The organism is bacterium, assembly GCA_016124905.1.
In the GTDB taxonomy this organism is placed as follows: domain Bacteria; phylum Pseudomonadota; class Alphaproteobacteria; order Rickettsiales; family RI-342; genus RI-342.
On sequence record WGMV01000008.1, the window covers coordinates 80,610 to 101,761 of the forward strand.

The 21,152-nt window shown below is 57.0% G+C and carries 20 protein-coding genes; 15 read left to right on the plus strand and 5 right to left on the minus strand.

Going from position 1 to position 21,152, the window contains the following annotated elements:
• Nucleotides 1-4: 4 nt before the first annotated feature.
• On the plus strand, nt 5-553 hold the full coding sequence (locus tag GC177_02555) for a hypothetical protein (GenBank protein ID MBI1274835.1): 549 nt from the start codon (nt 5-7) through the stop codon (nt 551-553).
• Here GC177_02555 and GC177_02560 read toward each other — a convergent pair.
• Together GC177_02560 and GC177_02565 are read right to left on the minus strand one after the other, a co-directional pair.
• Nucleotides 537-3,842 (minus strand): PAS domain S-box protein, encoded by a 3,306-nt coding sequence (locus GC177_02560; protein MBI1274836.1) that lies wholly within the window; start codon nt 3,840-3,842, stop codon nt 537-539. The genes GC177_02555 and GC177_02560 overlap by 17 nt on opposite strands.
• A 112-nt stretch (nt 3,843-3,954) precedes the next feature.
• Nucleotides 3,955-4,347 carry a hypothetical protein gene (locus GC177_02565; GenBank protein MBI1274837.1) on the minus strand — a complete coding sequence of 131 codons (393 nt, stop codon included), beginning with the start codon at nt 4,345-4,347 and terminating at the stop codon, nt 3,955-3,957.
• Between the two features lie 136 nt (nt 4,348-4,483).
• On the opposite strand from GC177_02565, the gene GC177_02570 reads away from it, so the two are divergent.
• The 5 genes from GC177_02570 to GC177_02590 all read left to right on the plus strand — a co-directional run bounded on the left by GC177_02570 (nt 4,484) and on the right by GC177_02590 (nt 9,824).
• Nucleotides 4,484-5,254 (plus strand): haloacid dehalogenase type II, encoded by a 771-nt coding sequence (locus GC177_02570; GenBank protein ID MBI1274838.1) that lies wholly within the window; start codon nt 4,484-4,486, stop codon nt 5,252-5,254.
• 92 nt (nt 5,255-5,346) lie between these two features.
• A complete protein-coding gene (locus GC177_02575) occupies nt 5,347-5,661 on the plus strand; it encodes a hypothetical protein (GenBank protein ID MBI1274839.1) in 315 nt (104 codons plus the stop codon).
• Nucleotides 5,662-5,719: 58 nt separating this feature from the next.
• On the plus strand, nt 5,720-7,393 hold the full coding sequence (locus tag GC177_02580) for a hypothetical protein (GenBank protein ID MBI1274840.1): 1,674 nt from the start codon (nt 5,720-5,722) through the stop codon (nt 7,391-7,393).
• A gap of 78 nt (nt 7,394-7,471) precedes the next feature.
• The gene (locus GC177_02585; GenBank protein MBI1274841.1) at nt 7,472-9,115 is read left to right on the plus strand and encodes a DUF2339 domain-containing protein; all 1,644 of its coding nucleotides are present in this window, start codon (nt 7,472-7,474) and stop codon (nt 9,113-9,115) included.
• Complete coding sequence (locus tag GC177_02590; GenBank protein ID MBI1274842.1) at nt 9,000-9,824, plus strand: phosphatase PAP2 family protein; 825 nt, start codon at nt 9,000-9,002, stop codon at nt 9,822-9,824. Before GC177_02585 ends, GC177_02590 begins: the two co-directional genes overlap by 116 nt.
• Before the next feature lie 10 nt (nt 9,825-9,834).
• Here GC177_02590 and GC177_02595 read toward each other — a convergent pair whose 3' ends face one another.
• On the minus strand, nt 9,835-11,976 hold the full coding sequence (locus tag GC177_02595; protein MBI1274843.1) for a filamentous hemagglutinin N-terminal domain-containing protein: 2,142 nt from the start codon (nt 11,974-11,976) through the stop codon (nt 9,835-9,837).
• 102 nt (nt 11,977-12,078) lie between these two features.
• Complete coding sequence (msrB, locus tag GC177_02600; protein MBI1274844.1) at nt 12,079-12,657, minus strand: peptide-methionine (R)-S-oxide reductase MsrB; 579 nt, start codon at nt 12,655-12,657, stop codon at nt 12,079-12,081.
• Between the two features lie 28 nt (nt 12,658-12,685).
• Between msrB and GC177_02605 the strand changes: the two genes are divergently transcribed.
• The 9 genes from GC177_02605 to GC177_02645 all read left to right on the plus strand — a co-directional run bounded on the left by GC177_02605 (nt 12,686) and on the right by GC177_02645 (nt 20,090).
• Entirely contained in the window at nt 12,686-13,873 is a 1,188-nt protein-coding gene (locus GC177_02605; protein MBI1274845.1) for a peptidoglycan DD-metalloendopeptidase family protein, read from the plus strand.
• A gap of 67 nt (nt 13,874-13,940) precedes the next feature.
• Entirely contained in the window at nt 13,941-15,017 is a 1,077-nt protein-coding gene (locus tag GC177_02610; GenBank protein MBI1274846.1) for a peptidoglycan DD-metalloendopeptidase family protein, read from the plus strand.
• 113 nt (nt 15,018-15,130) lie between these two features.
• On the plus strand, nt 15,131-15,556 hold the full coding sequence (locus tag GC177_02615; GenBank protein ID MBI1274847.1) for an Rrf2 family transcriptional regulator: 426 nt from the start codon (nt 15,131-15,133) through the stop codon (nt 15,554-15,556).
• A 12-nt stretch (nt 15,557-15,568) separates the two neighbouring features.
• Nucleotides 15,569-15,742 (plus strand): DUF2292 domain-containing protein, encoded by a 174-nt coding sequence (locus GC177_02620; protein MBI1274848.1) that lies wholly within the window; start codon nt 15,569-15,571, stop codon nt 15,740-15,742.
• 90 nt (nt 15,743-15,832) lie between these two features.
• Nucleotides 15,833-16,195, plus strand: coding sequence for a hypothetical protein (locus GC177_02625; GenBank protein ID MBI1274849.1), 363 nt, complete (start codon nt 15,833-15,835; stop codon nt 16,193-16,195).
• Nucleotides 16,196-16,198: 3 nt separating this feature from the next.
• Entirely contained in the window at nt 16,199-17,563 is a 1,365-nt protein-coding gene (locus GC177_02630) for a hypothetical protein (GenBank protein ID MBI1274850.1), read from the plus strand.
• 7 nt (nt 17,564-17,570) lie between these two features.
• Nucleotides 17,571-18,860 carry a glycosyltransferase gene (locus tag GC177_02635; protein MBI1274851.1) on the plus strand — a complete coding sequence of 430 codons (1,290 nt, stop codon included), beginning with the start codon at nt 17,571-17,573 and terminating at the stop codon, nt 18,858-18,860.
• On the plus strand, nt 18,857-19,465 hold the full coding sequence (locus GC177_02640; protein ID MBI1274852.1) for a hypothetical protein: 609 nt from the start codon (nt 18,857-18,859) through the stop codon (nt 19,463-19,465). Before GC177_02635 ends, GC177_02640 begins: the two co-directional genes overlap by 4 nt.
• A gap of 85 nt (nt 19,466-19,550) precedes the next feature.
• Nucleotides 19,551-20,090, plus strand: coding sequence for an HD domain-containing protein (locus tag GC177_02645; GenBank protein MBI1274853.1), 540 nt, complete (start codon nt 19,551-19,553; stop codon nt 20,088-20,090).
• On the opposite strand, the gene GC177_02650 is transcribed toward GC177_02645, so the two are convergent.
• Nucleotides 20,073-21,008 (minus strand): hypothetical protein, encoded by a 936-nt coding sequence (locus GC177_02650; GenBank protein MBI1274854.1) that lies wholly within the window; start codon nt 21,006-21,008, stop codon nt 20,073-20,075. The two genes, GC177_02645 and GC177_02650, sit on opposite strands and share 18 nt — an antisense overlap.
• Nucleotides 21,009-21,152: the final 144 nt, after the last annotated feature.

The window sequence follows — 21,152 nt, forward strand, 5'->3', positions numbered from 1 at the left end:
CGCTATGGCAAACATCGCCCGGTATTATATCAAGGATGCGGAAGAGATTTTCCCTCTCGCCCGGCATATTGCGAAAGATTTACCAAATTCACTCGATGTGATGATCGGTATCTACGAGCTTTTGCTCAACGCAGTGGAGCACGGCAACCTTGGCATGGATAGGGATACAAAAAGCACGCTATTGCGTAACGGTTCTTTTGGTAAAGAGCTGAATCAACGGCTGGCACTGCCGGAAAACAAGGAAAAATATATTGAGATTAAATGTGAACGGGACGGATGTTTTATCCGGCTATCCATCCGTGACCAAGGCAAAGGGTTCGATTGGCATCAGCGGATGAATATACCGACGGATCACCGATCGCTTCATGGCCGTGGATTGCTGATTGCCAAGCAATGCGGTTTCGATGCGATTGCGTTTAATGAATTAGGAAATGCCGTCACATGCTTTGCAAGCAACAAGACAGAGCCTGCCCCAAATGCATGCAATTATGCCGCCAATGCGCCCGCTTGCGAGAAAATCCAATGCGCTAGGCGCCCTAGTTTGATATCGTGAAGTAGAAAACGCTTCCCTTTTCTGGCTCGGATTCCACCCCGATTATGCCTCCATGCTTTTCCACGATACGCTTGCAGATGGCGAGTCCAATCCCGGTCCCCATATATTCATTGCGCGCATGCAGCTGCCGGAAGGGTTCAAAAATCTGCGTGGTATATTCAGGCGCCATACCGATGCCGTTGTCCTTCACTTCAAAGCGCCAGTAATTCTCTTGTTCTTTCACACTGACATGAACCTGTGGCAGCGTATCCTTTGCATGGAATTTAATCGCGTTCCCCACCAGATTTTGCAGAAGGCGCATAAGCTGAATAGGGTTGCCCATCACCTCCGGCAACGCGTCATGCGTTATGCTGGCCCGGTGTTCGGCAATGAATGACGCCAGATTCTCCTTCACTTGCCGCATCTGGTCTTCCATGCTGACCTTGCTGTAGCGCATCTCCTCATTGCCGATACGGGCATATTCAAGAAGGTCGCCCACCATGCTATGCATACGCATGGCGGATTCATTGATGACTCCGATATATTCCTGCCCGCCTGAATCCAATTGGCGCGCATATTCTTTCTTGAGCAGTGCGGCAAAATTAGCGATGAGGCGGAGAGGCCCGCGCAAATCATGCGAAGCTACATAAGCGAAGCGCTCCAGTTCGGTATTGGATTCGGCCAGCTTGTCCATGAGATGTCGTTGCATTTCCTCAGCTTGCTTGCGATGGGTGATATCTTCCAGGCTTCCTGCCATGCGCAGCGGTTTTCCTTCTTGGCTCCAAGCAGCCTGGCCGCTTGCGTGATACCAATGCCATTCCCCGTTTTTGGTTCTCATACGATACTCGGTATCGTAGGGCCCTTCCTGCGCCAGATGCGCCTGGAGCTTTTCCAGTGTCGGAGCGAGATCATCCGGATGCACCCGGCTTTCCCACTCTGGAAACTGGTCTGAAATTTCATTGTGATGGTAACCAAGAAGTTCTTTAAGACGGTCGGAAAAATTTAAACGATTTGTAACGATATCCCAATCCCACAATCCAATTCCCGTTCCCTTCCAGCCGAGTTGCAAGCCTTCCTCACTGCGTCTAAGAGCCTCTTCCTGCGCTTTTTGCAGCGAAATATCTTGAATAATGGTGGTTATGTATAGCGGCGTCCCTGTTGCGTCTTTATGCAGCACCAATGTCTGCAAAACAGGTATTTCCCTGCCATCCTGGTGTAAAAGTATATTCTCGCCCTTCCAAACCCCTTTTTCCATTACTTTGGGCAGCACTTTTTCTTTCATGCGTTCAAACGCGAAAGCTGGATGCATGTCGGCTATTTTCAGCTTCGACATATCGAAATCATCCGGTAGGCCGACCATTTTCTTGGCGCTAGGATTGTGGTATTGTAGATTGCCTTCCATATCCGCCATACCGATGAATTCGGAGGATTCCTCAATCACCGCAATCAGTTTAGCGGTTTCCTGCTCCAGCTTTTTGCGTTCGGTAATGTCACGGAACATGCCCATATAGAGCGTGCGGCCGGGAATCTTTACCTCGCTAACCCGCAGATCAATATCGAAAATCATCCCGTCCTTTCGTTTGCCTTTAACCTCGCGGCCAATGCCAATGATTTTCCGCACACCTGTTTGCTGATAGTTTTTCAGGTAGCCATCATGCTCCCTGTGATAAGGCTCTGGCATAAGAATCTTTACGTTCTTTCCCATCACTTCGGCAGCTTCATACCCAAACAATATTTCACATGCCGAATTGAATTCTTCGATTTGCCCTTGGCCATTAATTAACACAATGCCATCTGCTGCATCTTGCATTGCGGCACGTAACTTCGCTTTGCGCTCTTTCAACAAACGATCGCTTAGCTGTAACCTTAGAAGCAGAATAAGCGAAAACACCGCAAAACTTGAGATAAGCAACCCGGCGATCAGCACCACCCAAGGCAGGCGCGTGATCGTTTGTCTTTCTAAAGATTCAGTAGGTTGAACATGTAATACCCAGTTGGGTGTAATGTCGCTTTCGAGCGATAAAGATACTTTATAAGGATGGTTCGGATCAACCGACGTAGACATAGAAAAAATAGTTTCATCATTCTGTGATGCACTCAGAAAAATTCGTGCATTTAATGCAGATGTGAGAAGGGTTTGAAAAAATTTCTCCACGTCTAGGACTGCAATCATTACTCCGTCATTAGCTTGGCCATGATATAACGAAAAAGAAATAATATATGTTTTGGTATCGGAAGAAAGGCCACCCGTTCCAATATTTAGTGGGATGTTTCTATCCTTTATGTTTTTCATGGATAAAGCGGCATGTTCGGTAATATGCGCCATCATTTTAGAAAAATCGGCATTATGCGCCTTTGTTTCCTTCCAAACAGCTTTTCCTGACGGATCAAACCGGATCAGCGCCCTGAGGTAAGGATACGTTTGCAAATAGGCGCGGCTATCGCTTCTCCAAAGGGATTCTGGCGTTCCACCCGCGGATTGCCAGCGCCGGCTGATGCGCCACAAAGCTTGATGTATGTCCATGAATTGCCGCTCGGTTTCCCGCGTCAAATGCTCTGCTTCCGCCTGCACAATCGACTTTAGATGAGCATGTTCCTGGCTGTGCAGGGCATATGCCATGGAAAGGGCGACGACAACGAGCCCGATGCCCATCGGCAGCGGCATCCAAAAGGCATTCCCTAATTTCCTCCATGCATATGTCAGCGTCGCCATCCCTAACAGCATGAAGCAAAACGCCGTATGGATGGCCATACCCGCGAAATCTTTCCAGCCATAGGCGGCTTCCACCTGGCTTACATATCCCAGCAAAGGCACAATGCCTAAAGCGGTGGCCAGACTGGCCGCCAGAAGTCCGGTAAAGGCGCTAAGGCCTCGCAGAGCCGTGGCGACGCAAACCGTAAGCGCTATATTTAAGAAAAGGAATGCGGCAGCGGTATTGGGGGCCATGCGCCCGATCGCTGTTGTGCCTGCCGCAGTAAAAGGCTCAATAAATAGTGTATCTATGCCGTAACTGGCGCCGGTGGCATACTGCATAAGCGTTAACCCGGCCAAGAGGCCGGATAAGCCAGCTGGTAACAATGCACTGCGCCGCCACTTGGTGTTTAATAATACCAGGGAGAGACAGCTTCCTAAAAAACACAAAGCCGTATTGAACTGCATAGCGGGGAATTCCGGGTGGATTTGCACTAGCGGCAGGTTTTTTGTCAGCCAGCCCCCCAGAACCAGCAGGGCGATGGCCGCACATAATCCGCTTGCTCCCCAGATAAAAGCCAAGCCTGTTATTTTAAGGCGCTGGCGGACTTTTTCCATGCACGTCCTTGTTATGGATTCCAGATCATTCGTTTATGAAAGGGCCCATGAATATTGTAAATCGATATATCCATGTATGTCAGTCTGATGCAGCCATCCCCGTACCACCCCACTAAGCCCGCCGCTTCACCAGCCACCACACAAACCCTGCAACCCCTCCCAATAGAAACCCGATCGGCCCGGTGTAAAAAATGCCGAGTAACGGCCCCTGGTTGGCCTCTGGCGCGAACATCATGGGGCCGAAAAATCCCCCGGTGAAGCCGATGGCGCCCAGCATGATGGCACCGGTGGCGATGCAGACGAAAGGCCCTTCCGCGCCTCCTGCACCAGTTGTTTGCAGGCGCATCCACACGAAGCGCGCCACGAAAAATCCGATGGCATAACTCACGAACGAGCCGATACCCAGCAGGGAATTCGGAAACACGATGCCGAGCAGGATGTTGGAAAACACCACGGCCATCAGAAAACTCGCCGCGCAGATGATGAAATACAGAAGCTTTCGCAACGCTACCTCCCATGTAATGAGTCACCATACACCATTCTCAACCCGGGACGAACCGCTTTGGTTCAACCACTTGCAAAGCTTCCCGCATAAACTAGGATGCGCCGTCACAGGGACCGGCATAGGGAAAGAGATAATCATGCACACCAGGTTGTTGGCCATGATCATGACGGCGTTCCTGTGCCTGGGTGCGGCTGCGCCTTCCCATGCGCAGCCCGCGCCGCGCTATAAGGCGGTGGCCTTCGATTATTTCGTGATCTTCAATCCCAATTCGGTTGTTCCCGAGGCTGAAAGGCTCTTCCCCGGCAAGGGCATGGAATTCACCAAGGCATGGCGGGCCAAGCAGTTTGAATATTGCTTTCTCCGCTCTATCGCCGGCACGCATGAGGATTTTTTCAAGCTGACCGAAGACGCCATGAATTACACCATAGCCGGCATGAAGCTCAAGGCGACGGAGCCGCAGCGCAAACAGCTGCTGAACGCCTACCTCTCCCTCAAACCCTGGCCGGATGCCGAGGCGGGCCTGAAAAAACTGAAAGCCACGGGCATCCGCATCATCACCATCGCCAACTTCAGCAAACCGATGCTGCACGCCAATGCGGAGAACGCAGGCATTGCAAACCTGTTCGATGAACTTCTCAGCACCGAGGTCAACGGCACCTATAAGCCCGATCCCAAAGCCTATGCGCTTGGCATGGAACATCTCGGGTTGAAGAAGGAAGAGATTCTGTTTGCGGCATTCGGCGGCTGGGATGCCTACGGCGCCAAAAGCTTCGGCTACCCGACCTACTGGGTGAACCGTTTCAACCTGCCTGTCGAGGAACTGGGGGTTAAGGCGGATGCGACGTCAAACGATTTCCAGGGCCTGCTGGATTTCGTCCTTGGGCCCGGTAAACCTGCCGCTGATTAGCGGAAAACTTATGATTTCTTCCGCATATCCCCACAGCTAAAAACAACCCGGCTGCTAGCATGCTGCATTCCAACCCAGCACAGGAGGCAGCCATGAAACCGCTTCTCATCACCCTTGCCGCCGTGGCAAGTTTCACTTGCATGAACGCCTATGCGCAAACCGCCGCCGATCAGGCCGGTCGCTACACCACGCGCGATGGTACGGCAGGCATGCCGGACAGCCGCGGCGCGACCGAGAGCTACCGCAGCAACAATTACGGACGTTCCCCCGTCGATAATCAACCTTATGGCCGCGAGGACAATCGCGACGGCCGCGCGCCTCTCTACCATGCGGACGATAACCGCGACGGCCGCGCCAACCCCAATGACCTGCGCGACAATGCACGAGGGATCGGCCGTTCCAGCTAGGATGTATTAATAAATTAACATTCATATGCTAGGATGAAGGCCATCAAAAGGCCTTAATATGAGCGACTTAAGCCCAGAAGCCCGGGAGAATCTCCGCCAGTACCTCGTTACAGCGCTGATGCATCAATATGGCGTGGATTCCCCTGAGGAACTGGCGGAAAAAGGCGCCTACGCGCAGGTACTGTACGCCAATATCACCGGTTACACCGTTGATGGCGACCCTTATGACCGGGCCATTGACTATACCTCGGTCGATACGGTTATGGCCACCATGGATGACCGATTGCCATCGGCGATATTTCAAGGGATTACCTCCAATCCCCGCAATGCTGTACTGCGTGCGGCGGAAATGCCCGCGCCAGCCACCTACTATCCCTTACCGCCCATTCATGTTTCCCCCTATGACGGCACCCGGCTTGTGCCCGGCAATGGCTATGAACCCGTTACGGCCGATTGGGCGACCTATTACGATCTCTGGAGTCAGAAGACCTCGCTCGGCCAGCGCCTGCCGGAAGGCGACCCGGGCCAGTATTTCAACGGGTTCAGTTACACCGCCGCCGTACCCATGAACAAGGATACGGCGTTCACGCAGGGCAATGTGGCCTTCGTCACGCGACAGGTCAATGGCGAGACCATCGGCATCTTCGTTCTGCTGACCGATCTGCACGATCCACGCGCCACCAACAATCAGCTGGATCTCACGCCGCAGGGCTTTGCCGTGCTGGGCGGGGCGGGAATGGATGAGCACGGCCAGCTTAATTACCCCATGCCGTTTATGTACAAGGACATGGCCATCGTCGGCAGCGTGGTGCAAAGCCTCCGCCCGGATGATCCGCGTCTGGATTATGTAGCCGAGACATTGCTGCCGGTGTTTGGTGGCTCGCAGGAGGAAATACGCGCCTATCTCGAATCGGCCGGGGTGGATACGAATGCATTTTACGAAGCCACGGGCGCTCGCCCGCCTACACCGCAAGAAGAGGCCTTCGCCCATTATGCCGCGGGCACCGCATCCATTCGCGTGATGTATGAACGCGTGATGCAGCAGAATCCCGGTGCGGATATGCAAACCATTGCCGCCGGACGCACACCGCTCATCCTCATGCAGATGCAGGGAGACCCCTCCATCCAGGTGGCCTATTTCAACATGCTGCAAACCGAGTTCGGCGTCTTTCAGGATCCGGCGCAATACCTTCATGGCGAAGATCTTGAAGCCTATCACAATGCCTACATGCACATGGCGGCCAAAGCAGGCGTGGATTTCGACACATTGGCCCGCAACATGATTAGGGATGCCATCGAGGCGCATACCCCGCAAATATCGTCTTACTATAACAACATGCTCGAGAATGTTCATTTTACAAATGAGGCCGATCTCCAATCCTTCCTGCAAGAGGCGGGTAGTCCGCTCACCCGGTATGTACCCGCTTCCGCATTGTCGGACGGTCTTTTGCCGGGGTTGCGGCCCGGCGATGCCGACACGCTGAACGCCAATGCCGCCGCGGTCATGTCACCCTCGCCGGAGCTGGCGGACCTTTATGGAATGGACGGCACCAGCCTCGGGTTCGATGCCTCCGGCGATGCCATTCATTACGACAACATGCAGCATGCAGTGAACACCGCCATGCTCATCCTGCAGGAAGGCACCACCGTGACCGGGCAGACAACCACCGTCGGCGGCCCCGACCAGACACCCAACCGCCCGAATAACGGCGGACCGGAATACCTGCTTTAATCCGGTTGTTTGCAAACCGCTTTTCAAATTTCCGACAAGCCACTAAACTCCACCGAAAGATTCAGCGGGTGAGGGGATATGGCGCCAATCAAAACGGATGCACGTCTGGCCGCGCTGGAGCAGCGGCTTACCAACATCGAGGCCGCGCTTGGCATAAAGGCGGATCATAAACCAGCCCCGCAACCGGCACGGCAGATGCTGCCTTCGCCCCTGCAGCCACGCGTTACGGCGCCCGAAACCCCGGCCCGGCCCGGCAACTGGCTCGGCATCATGGCCATCATCTGCTTTGTCGCGGCGGCGGGGTTTATCGTGAAGCTTTCCATCGAATCCGGCTGGTTGACGCCCGCGCGGCAAATCGGGCTGGCGGCCACCTTCGGCATCGGCCTCATCGGCTCCGGCATGGCGTTGCTGCGGTTCGATCGCGCCTATGCGGGCCTGCTGCCCGGCGCGGGGGTGATCGTGCTCTATCTCAGCACCTTCGCTGCGCACCGTTTTTACAACCTCATCGGGTTTGAAAGCGCCATGGCGTTGATGTGCCTGGTCTCCGCCGTCTGCGTCTGGCTCTATACCCAGATCCGGCACGATGCCTATGCCATCACCGCGGCGGTGGGCGCCTATGTCTCTCCGGCCATATTGGCGCTGCAGCCTAACGTGACGGAATTCTCCCTCTATTATTACCTTTTCTGCTCGGCGGTGTTCGCCTCCATTTCCATCTGGGTGCGCACGCGCACCATGACGCTGGTCTCCTCCTATCTCGCCATTCTCATGAGCGGCCTGGCAGGCGCAAAGCTCAACCAGGACGGCCTGCTTGCCGGTGTGCTGGCGGTACAGTTCATCATTTTCGCCTATGGTTCGTGGTTATACACCGCGCATCACCGCCAGCCGCTCACCCATCTGGAAGCCTGGAGCTTTCTACCCGTACTTCTGCTCTTTTATACGATGGAATATTACCTGATCGACAAACTGCAGCCCGGCCTGGCGCCATGGATCTCGCTGGCATTCGCCGCCGCCCTCATCGGTCTGTATTTATCCGCGAAGCGCCTGCTGCCACAGGCCTTGCCAAGCCAGTCGCTCATCATCGCATTCGCCACGCTGGCCTGTTTTCATTCCATCTATCTGGAGCTGCTGCCGGAGCATGCGCGGCCGGTTCTCTTCATCATCATCACGCTGGCATTTGCGCTATTGCCCTCACAACCCGTCATGCCCGCCCCGGGCAGCCCCTTTCGCATTCCCGCCTTCGCGCTCTGCGCCATTGTGGTCATTGAATATCTCAGCATGTTTTCCCACCTGCTGAGTGGGCATGACGACGGCTGGCTCTTCATCTCATTCGGCGCGGTGGGCAGCATGTGGATCATCCTAGCCGCCGCAGAAGACCGTTTGCCGGATGAATCCTTCTACGGCCACATGCTGCTGGGCGCGGCGCACGCGCTGGCCGTGCTCGGGCTTTACAGGCTCACGCATGATGTCGGCTCGCTGGCGGTCTCCGCCTCCTGGCTGTTCTACGCGGTGGCGGTGATCCTTTTCGCCGCCCGCCGCAAAGACGAGGTCATGGCAAAATCGGCGTTGTTCGTGCTGGCCTTCGCGGCGGGCAAGGCGCTGTTATACGATGCCTCCTCCGCGCCGACCGTCATCCGCATTTTCTGCCTGTTGCTCACCGGCGCGGTGTTGTATGGATGCGGCCTGTTCATGCGCCGTATCGGCGGCTGGGCCAACGCCCGGTAATGCTTCAGTCCCGCAGGAGACGACCATGCGCATAACCGTGTTTTTATCCACGCTGCTGACGGCGCTCTGCCTCGCCATGCCCGCCATGGCCGAGCCCTATCTCGACCCGGAGACCATTCCCCCCACCGTACTGAACGCGCCGCCCGCTGAAAAAAGCGTGCGCTGGACGAGCGATGTCAACGACATCCTCACCCGTCAGAAACATGCCATCATCAGCGACATCCAGGCCGCTGCGTCCGAACACACGCTGACGCCTGAAATGATCGCCATTGCCACCGATGCCACCCTCACGCGCGAAACCCACCCCGCGCTCTATCACCTGCTGGACCGCATTGGCGACACCACCCGCGCCGTCACCGGCCAGGCGAAGAAATACTGGAACACCAAACGTCCTTACCTGATGGATGCGCGCATCAAACCGCTGATCGACGCGCACATGGACAATGCCTATCCCAGCGGCCACACCTCCATGGGTTACACCCTTGCGCGCGCCCTCGGCATGCTCATGCCTGAAAAGCACGAAGCCTTTCTTGATCGTGCCGATACCATCGCCCAGCACCGCGTGCTGGTGGGCATGCATTACCCGTCCGATATCGAAGCGGGAAGGGAACTCTCCCTCATCATCTTCGGCGGCCTGTTGCAGAATGAGGAGTTCCAGCACGACCTTCAGGCCGCCAGGGAAGAACTGAACCCTGCCGCTCAGAATTAGTCACCGGGAATTAGTCGATTTTCCTGCGCATGCCGAACAGGCTTTCGTTCAGATGGCTGAACGGTTTAAAGTCGAACGGTCCATCCATTGGGGTGGAGTAGAACGCGGCCTCCTGAGGGGAGGTGATGCTGCCTGCCGGAAATCCCGGCCCCAGGTTCAGGTTGGGCGCCTGCGTTTTGGCGGGCATGGCGATGCTGGTGGAAATGCTCGGCATGGCCAGCGGCGTTACACGCGGGGGAACGAAGGGATGCACAACCGGCTGTGGCGTTGGTTGCGGTGGGGGCGATGCAGACGGCGCGGCAATAAGGGAAATATTATTCCCATAAGGGTTGAGGCTGCTATCGGTAATGATACCTGCGGCGCGGTTGCTGGTGATGGTGGTGGTATAAGGCGCGGTATAGGCATATTCCACCAGCGATAACCTGCCGCCGCCGAGTGTGATGGTCAGATTATCGGCAATGGTGATGTCGCCATTGCCGTTAAGGCCCGCTTTCAAAATCAGGTCACCCGTTCCGAGATTGGTGATGGGAGCGTTGATCGCGATATTGCGGTCAGCCCTTAACGTCAGCGAATAAGGCGAATTCCACGCGATTACATCCGCCACCGTAATATCCCCGGCATCGGAAAGCGCCGATTGCGTCGTGACCACCACATTGGCCATCGCCAGCTGGTTTTGCAGGGTGTTGATGTTTAAGATGGAGCTGGAGTAAAGCGGGTAGCGGTAGGTGGTGGTCCAGATGACGTTTCCCCCATGCCCCGTGAAAACAAGCCCTCCGCTACTCACACCCGAACCGGCAATGGTCGCCGGAGAATCCGTCGCGTAGGAAATCGTGATATCGGTCGGGTCGAGCAGCAGCGTGCCCGTGTTCCCCAGCGGCCCGCGAAGGTCAACATGCCCCTGAAAGTCGAGCAACCCTTTGGCCGATACTTCCGCAAACCCGCCATGGCCGCCATGCGCCCCGCCGCGCACATCCATATTGCCATAATAACCCGTTGCCCCGTCCGACCAGATCACCACATGCCCGCCATCGCCGTGGTCGGTCGCACTGGCGGAAATTTTCGCCGCTTTATCCACATAGGTCATCTGCGAGGCATAGGTGCCGCTGCCGCCTTGATATTCCCCGCCGATTGAGATGGCGCCGCCGCCCGCATGCCCGCTGGCGTCGATACGCGCGCCGGAAAGCAATGCCACTTCATCGCCCAGGATGCTGATGCTTCCACCCTTGCTGCCCGGCTCTTTGCCGCTGGCATCCACCATGCCGGATACGGCCACGCGGCCGGTGTTTCTTTTTGCGGCGAGGGCATCCCCGCGCTCCCCGGCGGAAAGGGTAATGACGCCGTTCTTCCGGCCCACCGTCTGCGCGCGCAGCAGCCCGCTGGAATCGATCAGCCGGTCCACCGCATGGCGCGCCGTCGCCGCCGTCAGGGTGATACTGCCGCCATCGGCAGTGATGCTGCCGGTATTCTTCACCAATTGCCTGGCCACATCCCGGCTCACGGCGACATTCAGCAGCCCGTCCCCTGCCATGTCCAGCGCGAAACCATCGCCCGATGCCAGCACAACCTTGCCCAGCCTTGCTTCAATGATGCCGCTGTTTTCCACCACCGGCGCCACCAGCCCCACCAGCCCTGCCTGGCGCGCGGTGATGCGCCCTTCATTCACAATGCGCGCATGCGGGTTGCCCGGCTGATCAAAAATCATGTTGCCGGCCATGAAATTCGCGTTGCTGATATTGGCTGTGGAGGCGATCAGCCCGGCCGCATCCACCCGGCTTGTGCCGCTGAACACCACCCCGTTGGGGTTGATGATACCAATGCGCCCGTTGGCGATCAGGTTTCCTTGAATCAGCGAAGGGGTTGCCGCATTCACCCGGTTCAATGTCCAGCTGCCTGTATTGGGCTGCACAAACCGTGTCGTCTCATGCGGGGCGATGTCAAACCCGCGCCAGTCAATCACCGCGCGCTGGGTGGCTTGGTTCACCGTCAGCACATGTCCGCTGCTGCCGATGCTGGCGGCTCCGCCGCTCACCACGCCGCCCACAGGGTTTGCCAGCACGGCAATAGGGGAGGTGGAAACAAAAAGGCCAAGCAAAATGGCCAGATCAATGCGTGCCAGATCATGGCGTGAGCGAAAATGAGTCAATCGGCGCATGTCATTTCCCGAAATGAAACAGGAGCCGATCTCTACACCACCTCAGGATGTAATCAAAGCACTTATCGTACTTATGCCAATGAAATCAATATTTTGTTACAATTAATGCTTACCCGCGAACAGGTACAGATACTGCCCGTAACCCTTCGCTTCCATCTCGGATTTCGGGATGAATTTCAGTGAGGCGGAGTTGATGCAGAAGCGCTTGCCGCCCTTGTCCTTCGGTCCATCCTCAAACACATGGCCCAGATGCGCGCCACTTTTGCCGGATTTGATTTCGGTGCGCTCCATGCCCGCGCTTTTGTCCTGCAATTCACCCACCAGCTTGGGGTTGATGGGCTTGGTGAAGCTCGGCCAGCCCGTGCCGGAATCATACTTGTCCGTGGAGGAAAACAGCGGCGTGCCGCTGATCACGTCCACATAAATGCCTTCCTCGTGGTTGTTCCAGTATTCGTTATGAAAGGCAGGCTCCGTCGCGCCTTTCTGGGTCACGGCATGCTGCATGGGGCTGAGTTTCTCCAGCGGCGTGGTCAGGGGGGTGTAATTCAGCTTTTCACCTTCCGCCGCCAGGGCAGGGAAGGCCATGGTCAAGCATATGGAAATGAATGATATTATGCGCATAAAAAGCCCTTTCCGGTAAGTATTTGGCGCAAACACAAAAAAGTAACATGCGCGTGGCATAATGGGTAGAGAATAAGGAACCCACACTATGCCAGGGCCTTTCGGAAATCCGAATGATTATTACTATCCGGTGGACATCGCAGCCGTCCCGGAAGGCCATTTGCCTTACAGCATGTTTTTTGAAGAGCTGTACGGAGGTTCCGCCGCCCAGTTCAATTCGCAGATCGGCAGTCACAACCCCAGTGTGGACACGGCCGTGCCGGAAGGTACTGCTGTGGTTGCGCCGACTTCAGGCCGGGTTGTGTATGCAGGTCCGGTGGAAGGAGACTATCAGGGCACGGATGCCGCTTATACAGTTACCATTCTAGGTGATGACGGAAATTATTACCGTATGCTGCATGTGTCGGCGGAAGGGTTGATTCCACCATACACGAATGGTGAGCCCACGCGCGTGACGGCGGGCCAGCAGATTGCTCAAACAGCAGGTTTCCCAGAACTTCAGGGGCTTGATCCCCATCTCGATTTCCGCGTATTCGTACCCTATAGCGACGGCATTGATGGCGACCATCCTCCCGTCCTGCTGGATCAGGAGGGTAATCCATCCGGCCGTCACGATTATTATCAGGGGACCATCAATCTGGCGCAGGGGCAGGTGGAAGGCTACTGGGTAGACCCGTTTGCCATCTGGGGCAGCAATTCTCCCGAGCAGCGCGGGCTGATGCTCGGCATGTCGCATAACCCTTCCATCGGTCCGCTTTTGAATATCACCGAGCCAATGAATTATGCCGAAATCCAGCGCATCGATGAAATCAACGCCATCATTCGCCAGACGGCGATGGACCATCTGCAATTACTGGCTGCCACCCAGTCGGGCTGGCAGGCCCGCGCTGAAGATCCCACTTTTCTACGTCAAATAGAAAGCCTTGATATCCGCTTCCCAACCAGCTTCGAATGGGTGGGCAGCAAGGTATATCTTGCACATTTGTTGCCTGCTGCTGACGAACGGGTTCAAAATCTTGCCGCCGTACTGGAATCTATCCCGAGCACCACGGTAACCTCACAAATTCTTGCCAGCACCTATGTGCAGGGGAGCAGGGCTTATCTTCAGGAGCATTATCCACCCATTGTGGAAACCGGCATGGCTGCCCCATCAAATGATACCGGCCTTTCTGTTCCAGGGGTGACCCTCTTGTCGACCAGCGCGACGCACGCCAATGGTTTCACGCCTGACATGACGCCTGCCGTCGGCGGGGCAGGCCCGCAGCTTGGGCGTTGAACCCATCCATAAAATCGTAACAATCCATCCCTAGCTTCCGGTATCTTTTAAACAATAAGGTGCCGTCATGGTCGATTTCCTCCCAAGCGATCAATATGTTTTTCCCGTAGGGGCAGGCGGTCAGCCGGGAGTTGTTCCCCAAGTGTATTTCAGTATGTTCTACCGGGAGCGCTATCGCGAAGCTTCCCGGTCATTCAACGACGATCTGAACGGCAGCAATCCGAGCATCGACATTGCCGTGACGCTTGGTTCAATGGTGGTGGCCCCTATCAGCGGCACGGTGGTCTATTCTGGTCCGGTAAAAGAGCAATATCCTGGCACCGAGCCAGGATACACGGTGACCATTCACGGTATAGACGGCAATTATTATCGCCTGATGCACCTGCAGGAGGAGGGCCTGCCTGCCTTGAACGCCCAAGTGAACACGGGGGATGAAATCGGTCATACAGCCTACCTGGGTGAGAATATGGGCGCGCATCTTGATTTTCGTGTGTTTGTGGAAGGCACGCCGCCGGAAGGCGCGGACGCGGTGAGAGGGCGTATTTATACCGGGGCCAGCGGCACTGATTTCATCAGCGGCTATTACGTAGACCCCTTCACTCCTTGGGGCACCACGTCCGAAGATCAGCGCAGCCTCATGTGGCAGCGCTACAACCCCAATCCCAACCGCGCCCTGACGGATCTTCAGGCCGAAATCGGCGATCTGGATATCAGCGCCGCCAACAGCGCCCTGCGTGATGTTGCCGCGGGCTCTCTCCGCGCGGCGGGGCTTGAGACGGAAGAGGCCATCAACTACATCCCCCAGCTTGATCTGCGGAACCCTGGCACTTTCGCCGATCTGGCGATGGTGCTGGAAGACCAGGGTGCCACCCTGGCTTCCGCCTTTCCACGCAGCAACCCCATGGTCCAGCAGCTGGCAGCCTTGCTTCAGACCGTCCCGGCGGTCAACAATGTTACCGACCTGGAGGAATATGTCGAATCCAGCAGGCAGTATCTGCAGGATAACCTTCGCGTATCCGCCGTGCCGGAGGATCAGATTCAGCGTTTGGGTGGCATCTTGATGCGCTACAGCGGGGAGGCCTCCGCCATGAAAGAAGAAAACATTTCGTTTGAAAACCCCCAGGCAATTTCACGTTTCATATAAATGCAAGCGCTTGTTTTATTATATTAAGACAGTTTTAACCCAAAAATCCTATTGATTAGGTAGGAAATAAACTCTACCAATCCAATCGACTTTAGGGTTTTGGGACAGGACGCATGCTTTCCATGAAAGCCAAATACGCGCTGCGTGCGCTGATGGTGCTGACCAGCCGGGGCGGCAAAATGGCCGCCAAGGAGCTGGCGCAGGAAGCCGATGTTCCCTCCAAATTCCTCGAAGCCATCCTGCTTGAGCTCAAGCAGCACGGTCTGGTGGAAAGCAAGCGCGGCATCTTTGGGGGCTATATTCTCTCGCGTGATCCGTTCGAGATTCCCGTGGGCGAGGTCGTCCGCGCGCTTGACGGATCGCTGGCGCCCATACGCTGCGCCAGTCAGAACCAGTTTCAGCCCTGCGACGATTGCCCCGACGTTCAGCATTGCGCCATCCGCAAGCTGATGGTGGAGGTGCGCAACGCCATCGCGGGCGTGCTGGACCGGACCAACCTCGCCGAGCTCACCCGCAGCAACCAGCTACCCGTTATGTAATAGGAGAAAGACATGGTTCAAACGAAAGAATCATCAGTCCCGCTGAACGAAACCGAGGCCTTCATCCTCAGCAAGCTGCGCGACATCCGCTATGGCAGCGTGGAGGTCACCATCCACGACGCCCGCGTCGTTCAGGTGGAAAGCCGCCACAAAACACGTTTTGAAAAATCAACCGATAAAGCGTGATCATATCCACATATTATCATTGTAAATCTCATCCATTTTGCCTACCAGTCAACTGAAGGCTCGAGACAAACTCCCCGAAAGGAAGCACCCATGTTAACGAGCAATGTCATCCTGATGAGCCAGTTGCCTGAGCAGGAAAACACCCCCGCCCACCGCAGCCTTGCCGGGCGTGCCACCCTTCGCCTTCTGGCCCGTTTTCGCCGCAGCCTTTACCAGCTTTTTACCGATCATCCGCACGGCGCAGGCGAGTCCTATCTGGTACATGCCTGGTTTACCACGGTTATTTCGTTTCGCTTTTTTACCTGCGCGGTGGCCCTGTTTTTACACGGGATTTTTCCCTTCCTCTTCACCACCTATGTAAGCGCGCAGACGCGCAAGCTTTACCGCCTTTTCCGCCTGCGTTCGCACCGCATGGTTCTTAAAAAACAGGCCGCTCTTACGGACAGCGAATAACCCATGCCCACGGCGCAACTTGCCATTATTGGTGGAGGCGCCTCCGCCGCGGCCCTCACTATCCATCTGGCGCGCCACCTTCGCCATCCCGTGCATATCCATGTGTTCGATCCCGCTCTTTCGCCCTGGCGTGGCGTGGCCTATGGCCGCGCGGCTCCCTGGCACCTGCTGAATGTGCGCGGCAAGGGAATGTCCATCCTGCCGGAAGAGCCGGATCATTTTGTGCACTGGTTGAAAAACAACGGTGAACCTGCTGATCCGGAGGGGTTCGCGCCGAGGGTGATATACGGCAATTACCTCACCGCCCTGGCCACCGGTGCCGCGGCCATCATCCGCCAACAGGGTGGCGAGGTAAGCCATCATCGTTTGGCTATTGTCGGCCTGCGACGTCAGGATGAGGGATGGGTGCTGCAGGATGAAGAGGGGGAGGAGCATTCCGTCACCCATGCCGTGCTGGCCTCGGGTAATCCTTCGCCGCGTCCCATCGCGGCGCAGGTGCAGCATTCCGCCATCATCCAGAATCCCTGGTTTCCTGCCTCCGACAGCCTGCTGGCGCAGGCCGACCTGTCGGAAACCACCAAAGCCGATGACCGCATCATTCTGGTCGGCACCGGGTTGACCATGGTCGATATTGCCATTTCCCTTATGCAGCGCGGCTATCGGGGCAGCCTCACTGCCGTCTCGCGCCATGCGCATCTGCCACGCCCGCACAAGGAGGGCATTACACCCATCCCATGCGCCCTCAGCCAGCATCCCGAACAAGCCCCCCGCACCGCCGCAAGCCTGCTGCACGCCTTGCGCCAGGAGGCGAAAGAAGCCGTCCGCCATGGGCATGACTGGCGCTGCATAGTCGACGGCATTCGCCCCGTCACCGTTCAGCTCTGGCAGCAATTGCCGGAAAAGGAAAAGCAGCGCATCGCCCGCCGTCTCGGCAGCACCTGGAGCATCCACCGTCACCGCATGGCCGTCGCCATTTATCAGCAATTGCAGGAATGGATTGAATATGGCCGGCTGGCGTTGCACGAAGGTGCCGCGCAACGGGTGGAGCTGCATGAAAAGGGTGCCGCGCTTCACCTACGCAATGGGGAAATCCTGCCCGCCCGCGCCGTCATCAACTGCACCGGGCCGGATCTATCGACGGCCACGCAGCCCTTGCTGAAGCACCTGACGGAAAACGGCCTTGCCCGCCCGGGCGCATTGGGCTGGGGCGTGGCCACCAACGATGCCGCTCAGGTGCTTGGCCCGGCTGAAACCCGCCTCTATGCCATCGGTCCTTTAAGGGCGGGCGATCGGTTCGAATCCACCGCCATGCCGGAAATACGCATGCAGGCCAAGGCACTAGCCGAGACGCTTGCCGCTGTGCTATAAGCCCCGGATGCGGATTTTATTCATTCACCCCAACATGCCGGGGCAGTTCAAACATCTGGCACGCATCTATGGCGCCCTGCCGGATTATGAAGTGGCCTTCATCACCAAACCCAAGCCGGATGTGAACATCCCCGGCGTGCGCAAGGTCGAATATGTCGAGCCGCGTGAGCCGAGTGTCAAAACGCACCGCTACCTCATCAGCACCGAACGCGGCGTGCTGGTGGGGCAGGAGGTCTACCGCGCCGCCCGCCGCCTGATGCAGGATGGCTTTGTGCCCGATGTCATCGTCGGCCATCCCGGCTGGGGCGACATGCTCTTTCTGCGCGACCTCTGGCCCGATGTGCCGCAGCTTCATTTCTGCGAATTCTTTTACAATGCCCGCGGTTCCGATGTCGGGTTCGACCCCGACGCCCCCGCCACCGAGGACGACGCCGCCCGCATCCGCATCAAAAACACAGTGCATCTGCACAGCCTGGCTTCCGCCACATGGGGCTATGCGCCGACCCACTGGCAGCACCAGCAGTTTCCGGAAGTATTCCGCCCGAGCATCTCGGTCGTGCATGACGGTATCGACATGCAAGCCTGCACGCCCAACGACGAAGCCGTCTTCACGCTGCCTGGCGGCGGCGTGCTGACGAAAAAAGACAAGCTGGTGACCTATGTTGCCCGTAATTTCGAGCCTTATCGCGGCATCGGCACCTTCATGCAGGCCGCCAAGCTGATTCTGGATCGCGATCCCGAGGTGCGCATCGTTGCCGTCGGCAGCGACGGGGTGAGCTACGGCAAAAAACTCCCCCCCGGCCAGAGCTACCGCAAAATATGGATGAACAAGGTACCGGGGCTGGATCTCTCCCGCCTGCATTTCGTCGGCCATTTGCCGTATGATCAGCTGCTGGATCTCTTTCGCATCACCCGCGCGCATATTTACCTCACCTATCCCTTTGTGCTTTCTTGGTCGATGCTGGAAGCCATGGCCTGCGGCGCGCCGATCATCGGCTCCGCCACCCCTCCGGTGGAGGAGGTCATCAACCACGGCCTCAACGGCTGGCTGGTGGATTTCTTCTCGCCCGAGGAAGTGGCCGATGCCGTGCATCACGCGTTGAAGAACGATGAGGAGCGCATCGCCATTCAGAATGCCGCCCGCCACACCGTGCAGGCGCATTACGACTTCAACGACTGCCTGCCCAAGCACATGGCCATGATCGCCCAGCTGGCCGACGGCGAATCCGGCGAACCCAGCCCAAGCGCCATTGCCGATGCGCGCGACCTTTTGCTGAAGCTGGAGAACGCCGCATGAAACTCGTATGGCATGTGACGGGGAAATTTCCGTGGGAACCGGCATTGCACCCGCATTTCCGCACACAGGAGTGGGACGTGACCGTCCTCGGCGGCGGCATCCGCGCCCTTGCCAGCGCCATCACCACGCCCCCCAAGGGCCTGCACGGCATCTGCATCACCGATCCCATCGCCGCCCTCTGGCCGGATGAAGCCATTGCCGCCATCAAGCGCCTGTCCGGCTGGCTGGTGCGTGGCGGCATGCTGATGATCGCCACGCCCGATGCCGAAAGCCTTTTCGCTGCATTGGGTGATCCGCCCGTGCCGGTGAAAATTCCCAACAAGGCACACCCGATGGAACTGCTTTACGGCGAGCCGGGCATGCCGCTGCACCATGCCTACCATGCGCTTGGCCTCGGTGCGCTGCTCAAACATGCAGGACTTAAAGACATCCAGCTCTTTGTCGAGCCGCCATTTATCTGGGCCGCAGGCACGTTCAGCCCGCTGCAAACCCAGGTCTGGAGCGATAAATATCGCGTGACCGACCCCGGTAAACCACATGTCGGCCTTGGCCTTATGCCCGATGACCTGCGCTTGGCGCCTGTAATGGTTCCAGGTTCGAAATAAAGCGCGAAGAAACATAAAATTCACATGCGCGAAGACCTAATCCGCATTAGATTCCGGCACCTTAATCGAACACGGATTCCATTGCATGCGACAGGCAGTATTGCTTGACCCCCTGGTAAGAAAAGCGGCCGAATACGCCAAAAAGCACCATCAGGGCCAGACGCGCAAACACACGGGCGAGGATTATTACAGCCACTGCTGCGCCGTGGCGTTGATTGTGTCGCTGGTGACGGACGATCCCGAAGTGGTTGCCGCTGCCTATGTCCACGATTTGTGTGAGGACACGTCCATAACCCTTGCCGATCTGGAAAAGGAATTCGGCCCGCGCGTGGCCATGATCGTGGGTGCCTTGACCAAAAAGAAATGGGACGCCGCCACCCCCGTCTGCGAGCAGGACCGCCACGTCATCAACCAGCTCAAGGCCGCCAGTGCCGATGCCGCCACCATCAAACTGGCCGACATTACGCATAACCTGCGCACCTTGCCTGCCGAAGGAAAGATCGATTACATGCTGGAAAAAGCCGGGCAGGTTGCCGTGCTTCAACATGGGGACCCGGTGCTCGTGCAAATGGCCAACCGCACCGTGGTGCATGCCCTGGCCGATGCCCTAGGCGCCGCTGCCTGACTGGATTTCCTTGCAGCTGATCGGCGCATGCCCATAGCGGTTCCAGGTGCTGTCCCAGCCTTCCTCATGCGTGGGGCCTTCCACCGTTACGGTCTTCACGCAATGCCCTTTGGGCAGCCGCCTCATGTAGCTGTTTAAAATGGAGGGCGGCACATTTTCATCCTGCTGGCTGACGATATGCAGCTGCGGGATGGTGGCCAGCATGCGGATGTTATCTTCCGGCGCCAGCGATTGCACCAGCGGGGATATATGATGCGCATACACCCATGCGGCAAGGTCCATAGGTGCGCCGAGTGTGCGAATCTCCGAAACTTCCGGCATGCGGAGCGCCACCAGCGCGGCCACCACGCCGCCGCCGCCCACGCCGATAAGCTCCACGCTTTTGCTGCCGCTTTGAGCCATCATCTGACGAATCGCGTCCGCCATGCTTGCCACCACATCCACGCTGTAGCGCGCATCGTGCCAGTATTTACGGTCGCACCCGCGGTCATTGCTGCCCGAAACAAACTGGCACGGCCGTGCCAGATAGGCCACATTGCCGGATGTATCCTGCTTGGCCAGCTGCTGGGCAATGGGGTGTTCAGGGGTCGGTTCGTCGCTGTTGATGCGATAGCTGTTGGAGTTTTTGCCGTCGCCTTCAATGTAAAGCCGCAGCCGCGCACCCGGGCTGTTCATGCGCGCCCAGCCCATGATATCGAACTTTCCGGCGGAAATGGGCGTCAGGGTTAGCTCGCCGCTATCGTTGCCGTTATACGCGGGGGCGTCATCGCAGGCGGATAGCAGGGCGGCGATTAATAGCATGCGACCGGCTTTTTTCAGACGCAGCACATTGATTTTTAACAAAGAAAACCTTGCCGCCATCCACCCATTGATGGTGGCGTTGTTTGGATTCCGGCATTTTCCAATACGTGTCGCCACTCCTAACCCTTTGAAACTATTTACTACATTTAGCGGCTATAACCGTCTAATGCAACAAAATACAGGGTGCGGCCCCATATGCGCACAGGTTGCAAAGGGGCCTCTACAATAAAACGAGTGGCGTTATGAAATCCTTCGGTCCCC

What these genes read in the sequence shown, in the direction of transcription:
- GC177_02605 (MBI1274845.1), top strand. Translation starts at nt 12,686, where the DNA reads ATGCCAGGGCCTTTCGGAAATCCGAATGATTATTACTATCCGGTGGAC.
- GC177_02590 (MBI1274842.1), top strand. Translation starts at nt 9,000, where the DNA reads ATGCCTCCTCCGCGCCGACCGTCATCCGCATTTTCTGCCTGTTGCTCA.
- GC177_02560 (MBI1274836.1), bottom strand. Translation starts at nt 3,842, where the DNA reads ATGGAAAAAGTCCGCCAGCGCCTTAAAATAACAGGCTTGGCTTTTATC.
- GC177_02570 (MBI1274838.1), top strand. Translation starts at nt 4,484, where the DNA reads ATGCACACCAGGTTGTTGGCCATGATCATGACGGCGTTCCTGTGCCTG.
- GC177_02635 (MBI1274851.1), top strand. Translation starts at nt 17,571, where the DNA reads ATGCGGATTTTATTCATTCACCCCAACATGCCGGGGCAGTTCAAACAT.
- GC177_02620 (MBI1274848.1), top strand. Translation starts at nt 15,569, where the DNA reads ATGGTTCAAACGAAAGAATCATCAGTCCCGCTGAACGAAACCGAGGCC.
- msrB (MBI1274844.1), bottom strand. Translation starts at nt 12,657, where the DNA reads ATGCCACGCGCATGTTACTTTTTTGTGTTTGCGCCAAATACTTACCGG.
- GC177_02555 (MBI1274835.1), top strand. Translation starts at nt 5, where the DNA reads ATGGCAAACATCGCCCGGTATTATATCAAGGATGCGGAAGAGATTTTC.
- GC177_02630 (MBI1274850.1), top strand. Translation starts at nt 16,199, where the DNA reads ATGCCCACGGCGCAACTTGCCATTATTGGTGGAGGCGCCTCCGCCGCG.
- GC177_02610 (MBI1274846.1), top strand. Translation starts at nt 13,941, where the DNA reads ATGGTCGATTTCCTCCCAAGCGATCAATATGTTTTTCCCGTAGGGGCA.
- GC177_02615 (MBI1274847.1), top strand. Translation starts at nt 15,131, where the DNA reads ATGCTTTCCATGAAAGCCAAATACGCGCTGCGTGCGCTGATGGTGCTG.
- GC177_02585 (MBI1274841.1), top strand. Translation starts at nt 7,472, where the DNA reads ATGGCGCCAATCAAAACGGATGCACGTCTGGCCGCGCTGGAGCAGCGG.
- GC177_02640 (MBI1274852.1), top strand. Translation starts at nt 18,857, where the DNA reads ATGAAACTCGTATGGCATGTGACGGGGAAATTTCCGTGGGAACCGGCA.
- GC177_02575 (MBI1274839.1), top strand. Translation starts at nt 5,347, where the DNA reads ATGAAACCGCTTCTCATCACCCTTGCCGCCGTGGCAAGTTTCACTTGC.
- GC177_02595 (MBI1274843.1), bottom strand. Translation starts at nt 11,976, where the DNA reads ATGCGCCGATTGACTCATTTTCGCTCACGCCATGATCTGGCACGCATT.
- GC177_02645 (MBI1274853.1), top strand. Translation starts at nt 19,551, where the DNA reads ATGCGACAGGCAGTATTGCTTGACCCCCTGGTAAGAAAAGCGGCCGAA.
- GC177_02625 (MBI1274849.1), top strand. Translation starts at nt 15,833, where the DNA reads ATGTTAACGAGCAATGTCATCCTGATGAGCCAGTTGCCTGAGCAGGAA.
- GC177_02580 (MBI1274840.1), top strand. Translation starts at nt 5,720, where the DNA reads ATGAGCGACTTAAGCCCAGAAGCCCGGGAGAATCTCCGCCAGTACCTC.